A 14,404-nucleotide genomic window follows, 5' to 3' on the forward strand; every position below is an offset into this window, starting at 1 on the left:
GTCAGGCCTTGGCCGCGGCCGCGTTGACAGCCTCGACGAGCTGCTCCGGGTCGCTCTTGCCGGCGAGCAGGTCGACGACGGCGACGTTCAGCGCGTTGCCGACGTTCTGGCCGTAGACGGTGTCGAGCCACTGCGAGACGTACGGCGCCGAGTTGTACGCGGCGAGGATGTCCTTCAGGTACGGCTCGGTGACGGCCTCCTGCGCGACGGTGTTCACCGGCGGCGCGTTGAAGGCGGCGTAGTACTCCTTCTGCACGTCGGAGGTGGCGAGGTAGTTCAGGAAGTCGACGCACTCGTCGGGCGCCGCGGTGGAGCAGGAGTAGCCGTCGACGCCGCCCATGATCGAGCCGGGCGCGCCGGCGCCGCCGTCCACCTCGGGGAAGGGGAACCAGCCGAGGTCGGGCAGGGGCTTCTCGTCGGGAGTGAGCGAGGCGATGACGCCCGGGTTCCAGGCGCCCATCAGCTCCATGCCGGCCTGGTGGTTGGCCAGGAGTCCGGCCGAGGATCCGGCGCCCTGCTGGGCGGCGGTGGTGAGGAAGCCCTCGTTGAACGGCTCGGTGCCGGCGAAGGACTGCAGGTCCTCGCCCGCCTTCAGCCAGCAGTCGTCCGAGAAGTCCTTGGAGTCGGCCGCCTCGGCCATGGTGTCCGCGCTGCACTCGCGCAGGGCGAAGAAGTAGAACCAGTGCGCGGCGGGCCAGGCGTCCTTCGCGCCGAGCGCGATCGGCTGCGCTCCGGCGCTCTTGAGCGCGGTGACCGCGGAGTCGAGCTCGTCGAGGGTCTTCGGCGTCTCGGTGATGCCGGCCTCGGTGAAGAGGTCCTGGCTGTAGAAGAGGCCGCCGGGGAGCACGGCGACGGGCATCGCCCAGACCTTGTCGTCGAGCGTGTTCGCCAGGAACGAGCCCTCGGGGATCTCGCTGCGCGCCTGGTCGGAGATGCCGCCGGTGAGGTCCTTGACCAGGCCGCCGGCGACCATCGCGGCGAGCTTGCCGCCGCCGCGCTGGAGGAAGATGTCCGGGGCGTCGCCCGAGTTGAGCGCGGTCTGCAGCTTGCCGTCCAGGTCCTCGTTCTGGATGGCCTGCGACTCGATGGTGACGCCCGGGTTGGCGGCCTCGAAGTCGGTGATCGTCTTCTCCCAGAACTCCTGGCCGGGGCCGGTGGTGGAGTTCTGCCACAGGGTCATCGCGACGGTGCCGTCGGAGGATCCCGCGTCCTGGGCGGAGCAGCCGCTGAGGGCCGCCGCCGCGCCGAGCAGGGCCACGGTGGCCACCGCCGTCTTCCTGAATGCTGTTCTCGTGAACTTCATCGTTCGAACCGTTCTCTTCGCTGAGAGGCGCCGCCAGGGAGAGCGGCGCCGGGGTGCGCCCGTCCAGGACGGGCCCGATCAGTCTCAGAGCGGCCTCAGCGATCGGCAAACGTTTTCGAAACCATTTTCGAAGCGCCGGGTCGAGGATCCGGATCGCGCTCTCATCGGCGCGCTTCCGGGGTCTAGGGTCGACCGCATGTCCCTCCGCCCGACCATCCACGACGTCGCCGCCGCCGCCGGCGTCTCGGTCGCGACCGTGTCGAAGGCGATGAACGGCCGCTACGGCATCGCGCCCGCGACGGCGAACCGCGTGCTCGAGATCGTGCGCGAGCTCGGCTACGAGTCGAGCCTGGTCGCCAGCAGCATGCGCTCGCGGCGCACCGGGGTGATCGGCGTGCTGGTCGCCGGCTTCGAGCCGTTCAGCGCGGAGATCCTCAAGGGCGTCGGCTCGGTGCTGCGCCGGTCGCGCTTCGACCTGCTCGCCTACAGCGGCTCGCACGAGGGCGAGCAGGAGGGCTGGGAGCGGCGCTCGCTCAGCCGGCTCAGCGGCACCCTGATCGACGGCGCGATCGTGGTGACCCCCTCGGTGGTGAGCACGCCGTCCGACATCCCGCTGGTCGCCGTCGACCCGCACACGGGCCGCGCCGACGTGCCGACCGTCGAGTCCGACAGCTTCGGCGGCGCCCTCCAGGCCGTGCGGCACCTCGTCGCCCTCGGCCACCGGCGCATCGGCTTCGTCGCCGGTCGCGTCGACCTCCGCTCCGCTCGGCTGCGCGAGGCCGGCTACCGCGCCGGGCTCTCGGAGGCGGGGATCGCGTTCGACGAGCGGCTGCTCCGGGTGGGCAGCTACCACCACGACACGGCGCGGCTGCCGGCCTCGACGATGCTCTCGCTGGCCGACCGGCCGACCGCGGTCTTCGCCGCGAACGACGTCTCGGCCCTGGCGATCATCGAGACGGCCGCGCACCTCGGGCTCGACGTGCCGCGCGACCTGTCGGTGGTCGGCTTCGACGACGTGCCCGAGGCGGCCCGCTTCGATCCGCCGCTGACCACGATCCGGCAGCCGATGCAGACGCTCGGCGCGACGGCCGCCGAGATGCTGATCACGCTGATGGCGGGCGGCACCCCCGCCTCGCTGCACGTGCAGCTGCCGACCCAGCTGGTGCGCCGCGCGACGACCGCGCCGCCGTCGATGCGGAGGACACCGTGACGCCGGACGAGCTGACGCCGGACGACCTGACACCGGTCGAGGGCCGGGCCGAGCCCCGCGAAGCGCACGACGAGCTCTTCGACGCGCTGGTGTTCGTCGACCTCCCCGTGCTCGACGCGCTGCTCGACACCCGCTTCGTGATCGAGCACCCGACCGGGCTCGTGCAGTCGAAGCTCGACTGGATGGACGACATCGCCGAGGGCCTGAAGGAGTACCACGCCATCGACCACGTCGAGAGCGCGGTCTCCGGCACGGCCGCGCACCCGGTGCTCGTCTCGCGCACCCTGACCGAGGCGACGATCGGCTCGCTGCACGCCACCTGGCGCCTGCAGCTCACCAGCCGGCTGGTGCCGGTCGGCGACGAGTGGGTGATCACCCGCACGACCGTCAGCACGTGGTGAGCAGGCAGGCGTGGTGAGCGCTCGATCCGGCGGGCCTCAGGCCTGCAGGATCACCGCGCCGTAGTGCGTGCCCGCGCCGGTGCCGACCAGCAGCACCGACTCGCCCTCCTGCACGCGGGCGCGGTGCAGCGCGAGCGGGATCGCCGCGCCGATGGTGTTGCCGACCTCGGGAAGGGTGATCACCATCCGCTCGCGGCCCCAGAGCCGGGCCATGCCGTCGAGGCCGGCCTTGCTGGTCTGGTGCGGCACGACGCGGTCGATGCCCGGCAGGCCGGTGCCGAGGCCCGGCCGCACCCGCTCGAGGAAGGCCGGGAAGTGCCGGAGCGCGTCCACGAGCAGCGCGCCGCCGTGCATGTCGAAGCGGAAGTCGTCGAGCCGGCCCGGCGCGTCCTCGATCCGGATGCGCGAGCCGAAGCCGCGGATCTCGGCGTGCCGGACGCCGCTCGGGCGGGTCTCGAAGCGCGAGGTCACGATGCCCTGGCCCGGGCGCTCGGCCCGCCCGAGGACCACGGCGGCCGCCGCATCGCCGAAGAGCAGCGCGCTCTCGGGCTGGCGGACGTCGATGCCGCGGCTGCCGCCCTCGGTCGAGACGACGAGCACCCGCTCGGCCCGGCCGGTCGCGAGCAGGAAGCCCGCCTCCTGCAGCGCGAAGAGGAACGAGAGGCAGGTCGCGTTCAGACTGTAGGCGGAGACGTCCTCGAGGCCGAGGCCTGCGGCGATCAGCGCCCCGCCGTCGGGGATCGCCTGCAGCTGGGTCCCGGAGGCGTTCAGCACGACGTCGACGTCGCGCGCGTCCATCCCCGCCGCGTCCAGCGCCCGCCGGGCGGCGAGCAGGCCGAGCTCGAGCGGGTCCTCGTCGTCGGCGAGCCAGTGCCGGGTCAGCACTCCGGAGCGGCGCGCCGCCTCCTCCGCGTCGATGCCGCAGAGCGCGGCGACCTCGGCGGTCGGCACGACGCGCGACGGCAGGGCCTCGCCGGTGCCGAGGACACGGACGGGCAGGAGGAGCGGGAGCGCGTCGGCCACGGTCCTGTATAGCGCCGATGAGTCCGTGCCCGCTCGCGCTAGGCTCCGGCGGGACGGAAGGGGGGTCCGGCGTGACCGAGTCGACGAGTGGCGCGTTCTGGGTGGTCGTGCCCTTCTACGACGAGGAGAAGCTGCTCGGCGGCGCCCTCGACGCCCTCGCCGACCAGACCGACCCCGGCTTCACCCTGCTGCTCGTCGACAACGGCAGCACCGACCGCTCCCGCGCGGTGATCGACGCGTTCCGGGCCCGGCGGCCCGACCGCCCGGTCCTCGTGATCGACGAGCCGCAGAAGGGCACCGGAGCCGCCTCGGACACGGGTTTCCGCTACGCGATCGCGCGGGGCGCCGCGACCGTCGCGCGCACCGACGCGGACTGCCTGCCCGCCCCGGACTGGGTGGCGCGGCTGAAGGCGGACGTCGCCGACGGCGCGCGCTTCGTCGGCGGCCGGCTCTCGCCCCGCACCGACGAGCCGGTCTACCGCTGGTACGACGGCGTGATCGGCACCGCGATGATCCGCCTGATGGAGCACGCCCCCGGGATCTTCTACCGGCGGCCCGGCCAGCGCTACCGGATGTTCATGGCGGCCGGCTCGAATCTGGCGATCGACGCCGCGCTCTACCTCGAGGTCGGCGGCTTCCCGCGCTCGAGCATCGACGACACCGACGAGGACCTGGAGCTGCACCTGAAGGTCTGCCGGGTGATCCCGCGCTCGCAGGCGCGGCTCGACCGGAAGGCGGTCGTGCGGATGTCGATCCGGAAGGGCAAGGCGCTCGGCTACCTCGGGATCCTGCTCTGGTACTGGGGCCGCAAGCGCTGGGGCCGCGCGGGCGTCGCGGAGGTCGTCGATGTCCGCTGACGCGCGGGAGTCCGCTGAGCAGCCCGGGCCCCGCCGGGTCCTGGTCACCGGGGCCACCGGCTTCCTCGGCGGCCACACTGTCGCCGAGTTCCTGGCCGCGGGCGACGAGGTGATCGCGACCGGCCGGAACGCCGACGCGCTCGCCCGCCTGCGCGCGACGGGCGCCGAGACGATCGCGGCCGACCTCGCCGAGCTCGCGACGCGCGACGTCCGCGCCGACGTGCTCGTGCACGCCGCCGCCCTCTCCAGCCCCTGGGGCCGCTGGCGCGAGTTCCACGCGGCGAACGTCGCGGGCACCGCGGCGATGATCGACCTCGCCGAGCGCTGCGGGATCCGCCGGATCGTCTTCGTCTCCTCGCCGAGCATCTACTCGGCCCGGCGCCACCGGCTCGGCATCCGCGAGGAGGACGTCGACACCCGCAGCCGGATGAGCCTCTACATCCGCAGCAAGATCGCCGCCGAGCGGCTGCTGCAGGAGGCGCACGCCGCCGGCCGGATCCCGGAGCTGGTGATCCTGCGCCCGCGCGGACTGATCGGCGTCGGCGACCCGAGCCTCATCCCCCGCTTCGTCGCCGCGAGCCGTCGCCGCGGCGTCCCGCTCTTCGACGGCGGCCGGAACCCGGTCGACATCACCTGCGTCGAGAACGCGGCCCTCGCACTCCGCCTCGCCGCCGACGCCCCGGTCGCGGCCGGCGGCGTCTACAACATCACCAACGGCGAGCCGGCTCCGCTCGGCGACCTGCTGGACCGCTTCTTCGCCGCGATGGGCGAGGAGCCGCGCTACCTGACGGTGGATCTGCGGGTACTCAGCGCGCTCGCGGTCGTCCTCGAGCGCGTGTACTCCGCGCTCCCCGGCGGCGCGGAGCCGCCGTTCACCCGCTACACGGTCGCCACCCTCGCCTACGCGCAGACCCTCGACATCTCGCGGGCGCGCGCCGAGCTCGGCTACGCGCCGCGGGTGCCGCTCGCGGAGGGCCTGCGGAGGGTCGGCGAGCACTACCGGAGGACCCATGAGTGAGCACGGGCCGGCCCTCCAGGTCTTCGCCTGCGGCGAGACGAGCTTCCCGCTGTCCCGCGTCTTCCGCGGCGGGAGCCCCGCGCGGCGCACCTTCCCTTCTGCCGTCTTCCTCTACACGCACCCGAGCGGCCGGCGCGTGCTCTTCGACACCGGCTACCCGCCGACCCTGCGCGGCACGGGGGCCGTCGGCGCGCTCTACCGGCGGATCCTCCCGGCGCGCGTCGGCGCCGACGAGACGATCGACCGGCGGCTCGCGGCCGTCGACCTCGCGCCGTCCGACATCGACACGGTCGTGCTCTCGCACCTGCACCCCGACCACGTCGGGGGCCTGCGCTGGTTCCCGGACGCGACGCTCGTGCTCTCGCGCGGCCAGCTCGAGACGATCGAGCGGAGCCGGATCACCGACGGCGTCTTCGCGGCGCTGATCCCGACCCGGGCGGACACGGCGACGCTCGTCGACGACCAGCCGGTGGCGACCACTCCCAGCGGCGTCGCCGGCTACGACCTCTTCGGCGACGGCCGCTTCGTGATCACCCCGCTGCCCGGGCACGCGAGCGGCCACCTCGGCGCGCTGATCGAGGGCCGCGTGCTGCTGGCCGGCGACGCGGCCTGGGGCCGCGAGTTCCTGATCTGGTCGGACCGGCTGCGCTTCCTCCCCCGGCTGATCGGCCACGACGCGGAGGCGCACCACCGCACGTCGCTCGAGCTGGAGCGCCTCGAGGCCGCGGGGATCACGCTGTGCTTCAGCCACGACCCCTACCCGGAGCGCGTGCTGCTGGCCTGAGCCGACCGCACCGACCCGCTCAGCTCGCGAACTCCTCCGGCCGGTCGTGCTCGGCCAGCGAGAGCCGGACCCGCTCGATGTCGGCGTCCGACGGCAGCTCCGAGGTGACCGCGGCGATCGCCGTGCCGACGTCGACGCGGCTGGCCGGCAGCCCGCCCTCGGCGGCCAGGCGCGTCGCGACCTCGGCGACCTCCTCGTCGGAGAGCCGGCGGCGCAGCAGCGCGATCAGCGGCACGAAGTCCTGCTCGGGCAGCCCCGCGGGGTAGCCCGCGCGCAGCCAGCGGACGACGCGCGTGACGAGTCCGGCGCGCTCCGAGGCCGGGCGCTCCGGCTCGGCGAGCTCCTCCGGGCGGGCGAGCGGCCAGCCCGCGCTCGCGAGCCGCGCCGACACCCGGACGAGGTCCTCGGGCAGCGCGGGTCCGAGGAGCGTCTCCTCGATGCGCGCGCGCATCCGGGCCGCCGAGAGCTCCTCGCCGGCCGCATCGGCGCGGACGGCGTCGGAGAGCAGCTCGCGGACGACCTGCTCCAGCTCGTCCCGGGTGAGGCTGCGCTGGAGGATGCCCAGCAACGGCAGGTAGTCGGTCTCGGGGACCCCGGTCGGGTAGCCCGCACGGAGCCAGCTGACCACCCGCGCGACGACGCCGTCCGCCTGAGCGGGAGCCGCCGCGTCGGGCGCCGCCGGGCCGGTCGCCGCCATGCTCAGCCCTTGGGGACGAACGTCGGGAAGACGTGCTCGAAGCTCACGGCCTGGCCGAGGCCGGTCGCGATGATGATGCTGAGGCCCACCGCCACGGCGGCGACCACGATCACGAAGCAGAGCACGCCGAGTGCGCGCAGCAGCGGCGCGGGGAGGCCGGGAGCCTGCGCGGTCGAGGCCGCTGCTCCGGTGGATCCGTCACCGCCGGCGAGGGCGAACGAGCGGACGCCGACGGCGAAGAGCACGGGCAGGCCCGCTCCGAGGAGCACGGCGATGAGCGCCACCTGGCCGGCGGCACCGAAGAAGAGGGAGAGCACGAGTCGGTCCTTTCAGTCGCTGGAGTGGAGAGGGGTCAGCGCAGGGCGCCGGCGGGCTGCTCGGCCGCGGTGCCCGCGTCCGACCACTCGTCGTTGACGTTGTGCGCGCCGATGCTGTCGCGGCGCGAGCGGACGTAGATGACGATCGCGACGGCGACGAGGACGGCGGTCATCAGGATGCCGCCGGCGGCTCCGCCGACCAGGTGACCGATCCACCACATCACGGCGCCCATCAGGGCGGCGGCGGGAAGCGTGATCACCCAGGCGATCACCATCCGCAGCGCCACGCGCCAGCGGACCTGCGCGCCGGGGCGGCCGACGCCGGAGCCGAGGATCGAGCCGGTCGCGACGTGCGTGGTCGAGAGGGCGAAGCCGAGGTGGCTGGAGGCGAGGATGACCGCGGCGGAGGCGCTCTCGGCGGCCATGCCCTGCGGGGTGTCGATCTCGACGAGGCCCTTGCCGACGGTGCGGATGATGCGCCAGCCGCCGATGTAGGTGCCGAGCGAGATGGCGAGCGCGCAGCTGAGCTTGACCCAGAACGGGACGGACTCGGTGTCGCTCCAGCCGCCCGCGGCGATCAGCGCGAGGGTGATGACGCCCATGGTCTTCTGCGCGTCGTTGGTGCCGTGCGCGAGCGAGACGAGCGAGGCGCTGCCGATCTGGCCGATCCGGAAGCCGCGGTGGATGCGGCGGTCGGCGAGGTTGCCGATCACGCGGAAGACGAGCCAGGTGCCGATCGCGGCGACCGCACCGGCGAGCACCGGCGACATCAGCGCGGGCAGGATCACCTTGCCGACGACGCCGTCGAGCTTCGAGCCGTCGCCGGCCCAGTTGACGCCGTTCAGGCCGAGGCCGGCGAGCGCCGAGCCGATCAGACCGCCGAAGAGGGCGTGCGACGAGCTGGAGGGCAGACCGAGCAGCCAGGTGAGCAGGTTCCAGACGATGCCGCCGATGAGGCCGGCGAGCACGATCAGCAGGAGCGCCGAGCCGCCGCCCTCGAGCAGCGCCGGGTCGGGCGCGCCGGAGGAGTCCTGGATCTTGACGACCGCGTTGGTGACGGTCAGCGCCACCTCGATGCTGAGGAACGCGCCGACCAGATTGAGGACGGCGGAGAGCGTGACGGCCACCTTCGGCTTCAACGCGCCGGTCGCGATGGACGTGGCCATCGCGTTCGCCGTGTCGTGGAAGCCGTTGGTGAAATCGAACGCCAGAGCGGTGACGATGACGAGCGCGAGAAGGATGAAGGGATCCACGGAGGAGATCCTCCCGCCCGCGCGGGCCGCTCGGAAGGGTTCGCCGGGGCGTTCACCGGCTGTTCACCTCTCCGAGCGGCGCGCCGGACTACCCTGTGCAGTTTCTCAGGGTAGGGGCGCCCCGCGGGGCTCGCTCAGCTCGAGGAGTGCGGCAGCGGCGGCGTGAGGTCCGGCACGTGCTCGGGGTCGGCGTCGGGAGCGGGCTCTGCCTCGGGCTCCTCGGGCTGCTCCTGCGCCTGCTCCGGCTCCGCGTCCTGCTCGTCGTGCGCCCCGCTCGGCAGCGGCGGCGTGAAGTCGGGCGTGACCGACGGGTCGGCCGCGCCGACGGCGACGTGCTCGCGCTCGACCACGTGCTTGGGCGCGGAGGGCGCGCTGCGCTTCTCGGCCTGGGCGGCCTTCTTCGCCGCCTTCTCCTGCCGGCGCTTCAGCTTGTCGGTCTGCTCGGCGAGCTTGCGGGCCTTCTTGCGCAGCTTCTTGCTGGAGTCGCGCACGGCGTCGTGGGCCGCGCGGACCGACTTCTCCGCCTTCGCCAGGGCCTTCTTCGCGCGCTTCTGCGCGGCCTTGTCGTCGGTCTTCTGCGACGACTTCTTCGAATCGGACTTCTTCTTCTGCGCCATGCCGGCTCCTCACACTCGTCGACCCGATCGGTCGTGGGTCCACCGTAGCGAGCGGGCACCGCACGGGGCCTGGGCAGAACGGCCGGCCGGGGAGTACAACTGCCGCATGACCGATGCGATCTCCCCGCGCGACTTCCGCGCCGCCCCCGGCACCGCCGACTGGCGGGTCGTCGGCGACGGCGCCCGCGCCTACTTCCGCACGGGCGGTCTCGGGGCCGGCTCCTTCGCCGCGGGAGCCGCCCTGGTCACCGCGATCGCCGCCCTCGCCGAGGAAGCCGGCCACCACCCCGACGTCGATCTGCGCTACGGCGGCGTCGGCGTGCGCCTGATCAGCCACGACGTCGGCGACATCAGCGAGCGCGACCTGGCCCTCGCTCGCGAGATCTCCGCCGCCGCCCGCGAACTCGGCCTCGCCGCCGAGCCGGCCGCGGTGCAGAGCCTGCAGATCGCCATCGACGCCGTCGACGTCGCCGCCGTCCGCGCCTTCTGGCGGGCCGTGCTCGGCTACTCCCCCGTCGAGGACGCCGACCTCGCCGACCCGCGCGCCCTCGGCCCGAACCTCTGGATCCAGCGGATAGAGGGCCCGCGCCCGGAGCGCAACACGATCCACCTCGACCTCTACCTGCCGCGCGACGTCGTCGACGCCCGCCTCGCCGCGGCCCTCGCCGCGGGCGGCCGCGTCGTCGACGACTCGAACGCGCCGGAGTGGTGGACCCTCGCGGACCCGGAGGGCAACGAGGTCGATCTCGCGCCCTGGCGGGACGACAGCGAGTGGAGCGCGTGAGGCCGTGACCCGGCGCGCCTCGTGAGGCAGGCTGGAGTCATGGTCTTCACTCCGAACCCCGGCGGCTACCACGGCCGGAACGCCCTGCGCCGCCCGATGCGCGGCCCCAAGCGCGACCGCTGGATGTGGTGGCGCCTGGGCTCCGGCGTCGCCGCGACCGTCGCGGGCCTGATCGCCCTGCTGGTCTTCACGAGCGGCCGGTACTGATCGTGTCGCGCGAGAGGGTCACGGGCATCGGCGGCTTCTTCTTCGCCGCGCGCGACCCGGAGGCGCTGGCGCGCTGGTACGCCGAGCACCTCGGCATCGACGAGGTGCCGACCGAGTACGGCGCCCCCTCGTGGCGTCAGGACGCCGGCACCACCGTCCTCGCCCCGATGCCGGCCGGCTCCGAGCCGCTCGGCCCCGCCGGCTGGACCCTGAACCTCCGCGTCCACTCGCTCGACGCGCTCGTCGCCCAGCTCCGCGCCGCGGGCATCACCGTCGAGATCCACCCCGAGACCTACCCGAACGGCCGCTTCGCCGACCTGCACGACCCCGAGGGCAACCGCCTGCAGCTCTGGCAGCCGGCGGGCGCGGACGCCTAGCCGCCCGGCGCACCCGGACGGCACCGCGCGTCAGGCGCGGTCGTGAAGGGTGATCAGGTAGCCGTCCGGGTCGGCGAAGGTGAAGGTGAGGCCGAAGGGGCCCTCGGCGGGGGCCGACGTGATCGGGACGCCGGCGGCGGCGAGGTCGTCGTGCAGGGCGGCCACCTCGGTGGCGTGCAGCCAGAGTGCGACGCCGCGGCCCGGCTCGGCGGGGAGCTCGGTGCCGGGGAGGTTGTCGCGGGACGCGAAGGGAATGAGCACAGTGCGAATCGCGAAGGGGATCGGCGCGGTGTCGAAGACGACGGCGTGCGGCGGGCCGGGGCGGCGGGAGAGGCCGAGGCGGGTCTCGTAGAACTCGGCGGAGCGCTCGAGGTCGCGGACCTGGAGGGAGAGGAAGTCGGGGCCGGTGATCGCCATGGGAGCGCCTTTCGTCGGGGTGGGTGTCAGTTTCCTTACATGGAGCGTATGTCAGACTACTGACATGAGTCAACAGGGCGAGAGCACGGCACGGATCGAGTTGGACACCTCCGTCGGCTACGTGCTGAAGGAGGCGTCGAGCGCCCTGCGCGTCGCGATGGACGCGGCGCTGCGGCCGCTCGGGATCACGGTCACCGCCTACTCCTGCCTGGAGCTGCTGGCGCACCGGCCGGGGCTGTCCAGCTCCGAGCTGGCGCGGGGCGCGTTCGTGACCCGGCAGTCGATGCACGTGCTGCTGCAGTCGCTCGAGCGCGACGGTCACCTGATCCGGGCCGAGACGGCGCCGAGCGGCCGGGCGCTGCCGATCCGGCTCACGACCTCCGGCGAGGAGCTCCTCGGCGAGGCGAGCGCGGCCGTCCGGGCGGTCGAGGAGCGCATGCTGACGGGGCTCGACGGGGCGCGGATCCGCGAGCTGCACGCCCTGCTCCGCCACTGCGCGGAGGCGCTCGCCTGAGCCTGCGGCATCGATACCGTGCACCACTCGGCATTCTCCCAGTGGCGTTCCGGAGCTGCGCAGGTACTCTGGAGGGTCGCCGCGCGGTCCCCTGAGCCCCGGCTGACACCCCCTGAGCACCACCTGCTGAGCGCTGCTGAGCGCTCCGCCGCCCCGACCCGCCCTGCCGCGCCCCCGTTCCCCCGCGGCGAACGACCCGGAAACCACGACTGCATGCACCACTCCGACCACGCCCCGGCCCCCGTCTCCGCCGCGACCGCACAGGCCCTCCCGACCCGCCGGCAGCTGCGCGAGCAGCGCGAGGCCGAGCAGGTCGCCGCGCGCGGCGTCGCCCGTACCGCCGCCGCCCGCACCGCCGCCGCGCGCAGCACGGCCCGGAGCACCGCCGCCCGCCGCCCCTCGACGCGCCGCGTGTCCGCCTTCGCCGCGATGACCTTCGTGGTCGGCCTGGCCGTCACCTCGACGATGCCCGCCTTCGCCGTCGGCGACACCCCGGAGTCCGCCGTCGCGACCGACACCGCGAACGCCGTCGCCGCGGCCCGCCCGCAGAGCTTCGTCGCCGCGGGCGTCGTGCAGCAGAGCGTCACCCGCGACGCCTTCGCCGCCGAGGCCAAGCCCGAGGTCCTCGTGCCCACCGCCTCCCTCGACGCGATCACCGCCGGCGCGGGCGAGTCGACCGCCGCGGCCGCCGGGGTCTCCGGCACCTGGGTGCTCCCGATCGCCGGCCACATCAGCAGCAGCTACGGCCCCCGCCCGGACCAGCCGGTCGCCGGCGTGAACCTCTTCCACAAGGGCACCGACCTCGCCGGCGCCTGCGGGACCCCGGTCCTCGCGGCCGCGAGCGGCACCGTCGAGGAGGCGGCCTACTCCGGCAGCTACGGCAACTGGATCCTGCTCGACAACGGCGACGGCATCGAGACCGGCTACGCGCACAACACCGACCTGCTCGTCGACGTCGGGGACACCGTCGTCGCGGGCGAGGTCATCGCGACCCGCGGCTCGACCGGCGCCTCCACCGGCTGCCACCTGCACTTCGAGACCCGCGTCGACGGCGAGGCGGTCGACGCCGTGCCGTTCATGGCCGCGCTGGGCGTGCCCCTGGGCTAGAGCCGAGCCGGAGCCTCTGGATCAGCCCAGCGGCACGGTGCGCGGGCCGGTCGAGACCGCGCCGGACCAGTGGGCGTCGGCGGGGTCGGTCGTCACGGTGATGCGCGCGTCCTGGTCGACGGCGATCTCCATCGAGCCGGTGTTGCCGCCGCCGTTGCTCGTCGTCCGGGTGGTGCCCGGGTCGTAGACGCAGGACGAGCCGGTGGTCATCAGGCCCTCGACCTCGACGGTCACCTCGGCGTCGGCGGTGTCGCAGGCGACCGAGACGGTCACGTACAGCGGCTCGCCGGTGAGGCGCACGGTCTGCGGCTCGACGGCGCCGGTCTCGTCGACCCACTCGACGGCGGCGGTCGCCCCCTCGGGCAGCCGGACGGGCCCGATCGGGCGGTCGCCCGGCGAGGCGGAGGCGGAGGCGGAGGCCGCGGGCGCTTCCGAGACGGTCGGCGTCGCCTCCGCTCCGCTCTCCGCCGGGGCGGTGCAGGCGGCCAGCGTCAGCCCGGTGAGGGCCAGCGCGGCCCCCTTGGTCATCGTTCTTCTCCTGCTCTTCACGGCTCCCCCTGCTCGTGTCGGCGGTCGTGTCGGTCCCTCCGGTCTACCCGAGGCGGCCGCCGAGCGGGACGGTCTCTGCGGCGGTTGCCAGGGACGCGGAGCACCGGACGCGGCGGTTCCGTGCAGCGGATCCACGGAGGCCGCGCCCAGATTCCCGAGTACCACTAGGTATATAGTCCACCTATGGATATCAGCAGCACCCGCTTCACCGATCGCGTCGTCCTCATCACCGGCGGCGGCTCCGGCCTCGGCCGCGCCACCGCCGTCCGCCTCGCCGCGGAGGGCGCGAAGCTCGCCCTCGTCGACGTCTCCGAGCAGGGCCTCGCCGCGACCGTCGAGGCGCTCCCCGAGGGCACCGAGTCGCTCACCGTGATCGCGGACGTGTCGAAGGCGTCCGACGTCGACGACTACGTCGCGCAGACCCTCGCGCGCTTCGGCCGCATCGACGGCTTCTTCAACAACGCCGGCATCGAGGGCCGCCAGAACCTCACCGAGGACTTCACCGCCGACGAGTTCGACAAGGTCGTCGCGATCAACCTCCGCGGCGTGTTCCTCGGCCTCGAGAAGGTGCTCAAGGTGATGCGCGAGCAGGGCTCGGGCATGGTCGTCAACACCGCGAGCGTCGGCGGCATCACCGGCATCGGCAACCAGTCCGGCTACGCGGCCGCGAAGCACGGCGTCGTCGGCCTCACCCGCAACTCCGGCATCGAGTACGGGCAGTACGGCATCCGCATCAACGCGATCGCCCCGGGCGCCATCTGGACGCCGATGGTCGAGAACTCCATGAAGCAGCTCGACGCCGAGAACCCGCGCAAGGCCGCCGAGGAGTTCATCCAGGTGAACCCGACCAAGCGCTACGGCGAGGCCGCCGAGATCGCCTCGGTCGTCGCCTTCCTGCTCTCGGACGACGCCTCCTACATCAACGCGGTCGTTCTGCCGATCGACGGCGGGCAGTCGATCAAGTACTGA

Annotated in this window: 19 protein-coding genes; 11 read left to right on the forward strand and 8 right to left on the reverse strand. The window is 73.7% G+C overall.

Going from position 1 to position 14,404, the window contains the following annotated elements; all coding sequences use genetic code 11:
• Position 1: 1 nt before the first annotated feature.
• Positions 2 to 1,303, reverse strand: coding sequence for an extracellular solute-binding protein (locus EDF35_RS05275; protein ID WP_133960970.1), 1,302 nt, complete (start codon positions 1,301 to 1,303; stop codon positions 2 to 4).
• Between the two features lie 196 nt (positions 1,304 to 1,499).
• Here EDF35_RS05275 and EDF35_RS05280 point away from each other — a divergent pair, with 196 nt between their 5' ends.
• Positions 1,500 to 2,513, forward strand: coding sequence for a LacI family DNA-binding transcriptional regulator (locus tag EDF35_RS05280; RefSeq protein WP_123705810.1), 1,014 nt, complete (start codon positions 1,500 to 1,502; stop codon positions 2,511 to 2,513).
• Entirely contained in the window at positions 2,510 to 2,914 is a 405-nt protein-coding gene (locus EDF35_RS05285; RefSeq protein WP_133960971.1) for a nuclear transport factor 2 family protein, read from the forward strand. Before EDF35_RS05280 ends, EDF35_RS05285 begins: the two co-directional genes overlap by 4 nt.
• A gap of 36 nt (positions 2,915 to 2,950) precedes the next feature.
• On the opposite strand, the gene EDF35_RS05290 is transcribed toward EDF35_RS05285, so the two are convergent.
• Positions 2,951 to 3,937 (reverse strand): ketoacyl-ACP synthase III, encoded by a 987-nt coding sequence (locus tag EDF35_RS05290; RefSeq protein ID WP_133960972.1) that lies wholly within the window; start codon positions 3,935 to 3,937, stop codon positions 2,951 to 2,953.
• A gap of 71 nt (positions 3,938 to 4,008) precedes the next feature.
• Here EDF35_RS05290 and EDF35_RS05295 point away from each other — a divergent pair, with 71 nt between their 5' ends.
• From EDF35_RS05295 to EDF35_RS05305, 3 genes are read left to right on the forward strand one after another with little or no spacing between them, the layout of a single operon-like run.
• Positions 4,009 to 4,794: a glycosyltransferase family 2 protein gene (locus EDF35_RS05295; protein ID WP_166674013.1), complete on the forward strand. Its 786-nt coding sequence runs from the start codon at positions 4,009 to 4,011 to the stop codon at positions 4,792 to 4,794.
• Positions 4,784 to 5,812: an NAD(P)-dependent oxidoreductase gene (locus EDF35_RS05300; RefSeq protein WP_133960974.1), complete on the forward strand. Its 1,029-nt coding sequence runs from the start codon at positions 4,784 to 4,786 to the stop codon at positions 5,810 to 5,812. The genes EDF35_RS05295 and EDF35_RS05300 overlap by 11 nt, the downstream gene beginning before the upstream one ends.
• Positions 5,805 to 6,596 carry an MBL fold metallo-hydrolase gene (locus tag EDF35_RS05305; RefSeq protein WP_133960975.1) on the forward strand — a complete coding sequence of 264 codons (792 nt, stop codon included), beginning with the start codon at positions 5,805 to 5,807 and terminating at the stop codon, positions 6,594 to 6,596. Before EDF35_RS05300 ends, EDF35_RS05305 begins: the two co-directional genes overlap by 8 nt.
• A gap of 19 nt (positions 6,597 to 6,615) precedes the next feature.
• Here EDF35_RS05305 and EDF35_RS05310 read toward each other — a convergent pair whose 3' ends face one another.
• From EDF35_RS05310 to EDF35_RS20680, 4 genes are all read right to left on the reverse strand, one after another.
• Positions 6,616 to 7,293 (reverse strand): DUF3349 domain-containing protein, encoded by a 678-nt coding sequence (locus tag EDF35_RS05310; protein ID WP_123705816.1) that lies wholly within the window; start codon positions 7,291 to 7,293, stop codon positions 6,616 to 6,618.
• A 2-nt stretch (positions 7,294 to 7,295) separates the two neighbouring features.
• On the reverse strand, positions 7,296 to 7,610 hold the full coding sequence (locus tag EDF35_RS05315) for a hypothetical protein (protein WP_123731679.1): 315 nt from the start codon (positions 7,608 to 7,610) through the stop codon (positions 7,296 to 7,298).
• A gap of 35 nt (positions 7,611 to 7,645) precedes the next feature.
• Positions 7,646 to 8,863, reverse strand: a complete 1,218-nt coding sequence (locus EDF35_RS05320) for an inorganic phosphate transporter (protein WP_133960976.1) — start codon at positions 8,861 to 8,863, stop codon at positions 7,646 to 7,648.
• A gap of 134 nt (positions 8,864 to 8,997) precedes the next feature.
• The gene (locus EDF35_RS20680) at positions 8,998 to 9,480 is read right to left on the reverse strand and encodes a hypothetical protein (RefSeq protein WP_166674014.1); all 483 of its coding nucleotides are present in this window, start codon (positions 9,478 to 9,480) and stop codon (positions 8,998 to 9,000) included.
• A 106-nt stretch (positions 9,481 to 9,586) separates the two neighbouring features.
• Between EDF35_RS20680 and EDF35_RS05330 the strand changes: the two genes are divergently transcribed.
• Genes EDF35_RS05330 through EDF35_RS05335 form a run of 3 tightly spaced genes read left to right on the forward strand, consistent with a single transcriptional unit; the run spans position 9,587 to position 10,848 of the window.
• Positions 9,587 to 10,264 (forward strand): VOC family protein, encoded by a 678-nt coding sequence (locus tag EDF35_RS05330; protein WP_123705820.1) that lies wholly within the window; start codon positions 9,587 to 9,589, stop codon positions 10,262 to 10,264.
• Positions 10,265 to 10,303: 39 nt separating this feature from the next.
• Complete coding sequence (locus tag EDF35_RS20685) at positions 10,304 to 10,471, forward strand: hypothetical protein (protein ID WP_165908993.1); 168 nt, start codon at positions 10,304 to 10,306, stop codon at positions 10,469 to 10,471.
• A gap of 2 nt (positions 10,472 to 10,473) precedes the next feature.
• On the forward strand, positions 10,474 to 10,848 hold the full coding sequence (locus EDF35_RS05335; protein ID WP_123705821.1) for a VOC family protein: 375 nt from the start codon (positions 10,474 to 10,476) through the stop codon (positions 10,846 to 10,848).
• Between the two features lie 30 nt (positions 10,849 to 10,878).
• Here EDF35_RS05335 and EDF35_RS05340 read toward each other — a convergent pair whose 3' ends face one another.
• Positions 10,879 to 11,265, reverse strand: a complete 387-nt coding sequence (locus EDF35_RS05340; protein ID WP_123705822.1) for a VOC family protein — start codon at positions 11,263 to 11,265, stop codon at positions 10,879 to 10,881.
• Between the two features lie 64 nt (positions 11,266 to 11,329).
• Between EDF35_RS05340 and EDF35_RS05345 the strand changes: the two genes are divergently transcribed.
• Together EDF35_RS05345 and EDF35_RS05350 are read left to right on the forward strand one after the other, a co-directional pair.
• Entirely contained in the window at positions 11,330 to 11,779 is a 450-nt protein-coding gene (locus EDF35_RS05345) for a MarR family transcriptional regulator (RefSeq protein ID WP_133960977.1), read from the forward strand.
• Between the two features lie 213 nt (positions 11,780 to 11,992).
• Positions 11,993 to 12,886: a M23 family metallopeptidase gene (locus EDF35_RS05350; RefSeq protein WP_133960978.1), complete on the forward strand. Its 894-nt coding sequence runs from the start codon at positions 11,993 to 11,995 to the stop codon at positions 12,884 to 12,886.
• Between the two features lie 21 nt (positions 12,887 to 12,907).
• Here EDF35_RS05350 and EDF35_RS05355 read toward each other — a convergent pair whose 3' ends face one another.
• Entirely contained in the window at positions 12,908 to 13,414 is a 507-nt protein-coding gene (locus EDF35_RS05355; RefSeq protein ID WP_133960979.1) for a hypothetical protein, read from the reverse strand.
• Positions 13,415 to 13,618: 204 nt separating this feature from the next.
• Between EDF35_RS05355 and EDF35_RS05360 the strand changes: the two genes are divergently transcribed.
• Positions 13,619 to 14,404 (forward strand): glucose 1-dehydrogenase, encoded by a 786-nt coding sequence (locus tag EDF35_RS05360; protein ID WP_123447493.1) that lies wholly within the window; start codon positions 13,619 to 13,621, stop codon positions 14,402 to 14,404.

This window comes from Rathayibacter sp. PhB151, from assembly GCF_004366415.1.
GTDB lineage: Bacteria > Actinomycetota > Actinomycetes > Actinomycetales > Microbacteriaceae > Rathayibacter > Rathayibacter festucae.

What these genes read in the sequence shown, in the direction of transcription:
- EDF35_RS05275 (WP_133960970.1), bottom strand. Translation starts at nt 1,303, where the DNA reads ATGAAGTTCACGAGAACAGCATTCAGGAAGACGGCGGTGGCCACCGTG.
- EDF35_RS05280 (WP_123705810.1), top strand. Translation starts at nt 1,500, where the DNA reads ATGTCCCTCCGCCCGACCATCCACGACGTCGCCGCCGCCGCCGGCGTC.
- EDF35_RS05300 (WP_133960974.1), top strand. Translation starts at nt 4,784, where the DNA reads ATGTCCGCTGACGCGCGGGAGTCCGCTGAGCAGCCCGGGCCCCGCCGG.
- EDF35_RS05305 (WP_133960975.1), top strand. Translation starts at nt 5,805, where the DNA reads ATGAGTGAGCACGGGCCGGCCCTCCAGGTCTTCGCCTGCGGCGAGACG.
- EDF35_RS05310 (WP_123705816.1), bottom strand. Translation starts at nt 7,293, where the DNA reads ATGGCGGCGACCGGCCCGGCGGCGCCCGACGCGGCGGCTCCCGCTCAG.
- EDF35_RS20680 (WP_166674014.1), bottom strand. Translation starts at nt 9,480, where the DNA reads ATGGCGCAGAAGAAGAAGTCCGATTCGAAGAAGTCGTCGCAGAAGACC.
- EDF35_RS05330 (WP_123705820.1), top strand. Translation starts at nt 9,587, where the DNA reads ATGACCGATGCGATCTCCCCGCGCGACTTCCGCGCCGCCCCCGGCACC.
- EDF35_RS20685 (WP_165908993.1), top strand. Translation starts at nt 10,304, where the DNA reads ATGGTCTTCACTCCGAACCCCGGCGGCTACCACGGCCGGAACGCCCTG.
- EDF35_RS05340 (WP_123705822.1), bottom strand. Translation starts at nt 11,265, where the DNA reads ATGGCGATCACCGGCCCCGACTTCCTCTCCCTCCAGGTCCGCGACCTC.
- EDF35_RS05345 (WP_133960977.1), top strand. Translation starts at nt 11,330, where the DNA reads ATGAGTCAACAGGGCGAGAGCACGGCACGGATCGAGTTGGACACCTCC.
- EDF35_RS05350 (WP_133960978.1), top strand. Translation starts at nt 11,993, where the DNA reads ATGCACCACTCCGACCACGCCCCGGCCCCCGTCTCCGCCGCGACCGCA.
- EDF35_RS05355 (WP_133960979.1), bottom strand. Translation starts at nt 13,414, where the DNA reads ATGACCAAGGGGGCCGCGCTGGCCCTCACCGGGCTGACGCTGGCCGCC.
- EDF35_RS05360 (WP_123447493.1), top strand. Translation starts at nt 13,619, where the DNA reads ATGGATATCAGCAGCACCCGCTTCACCGATCGCGTCGTCCTCATCACC.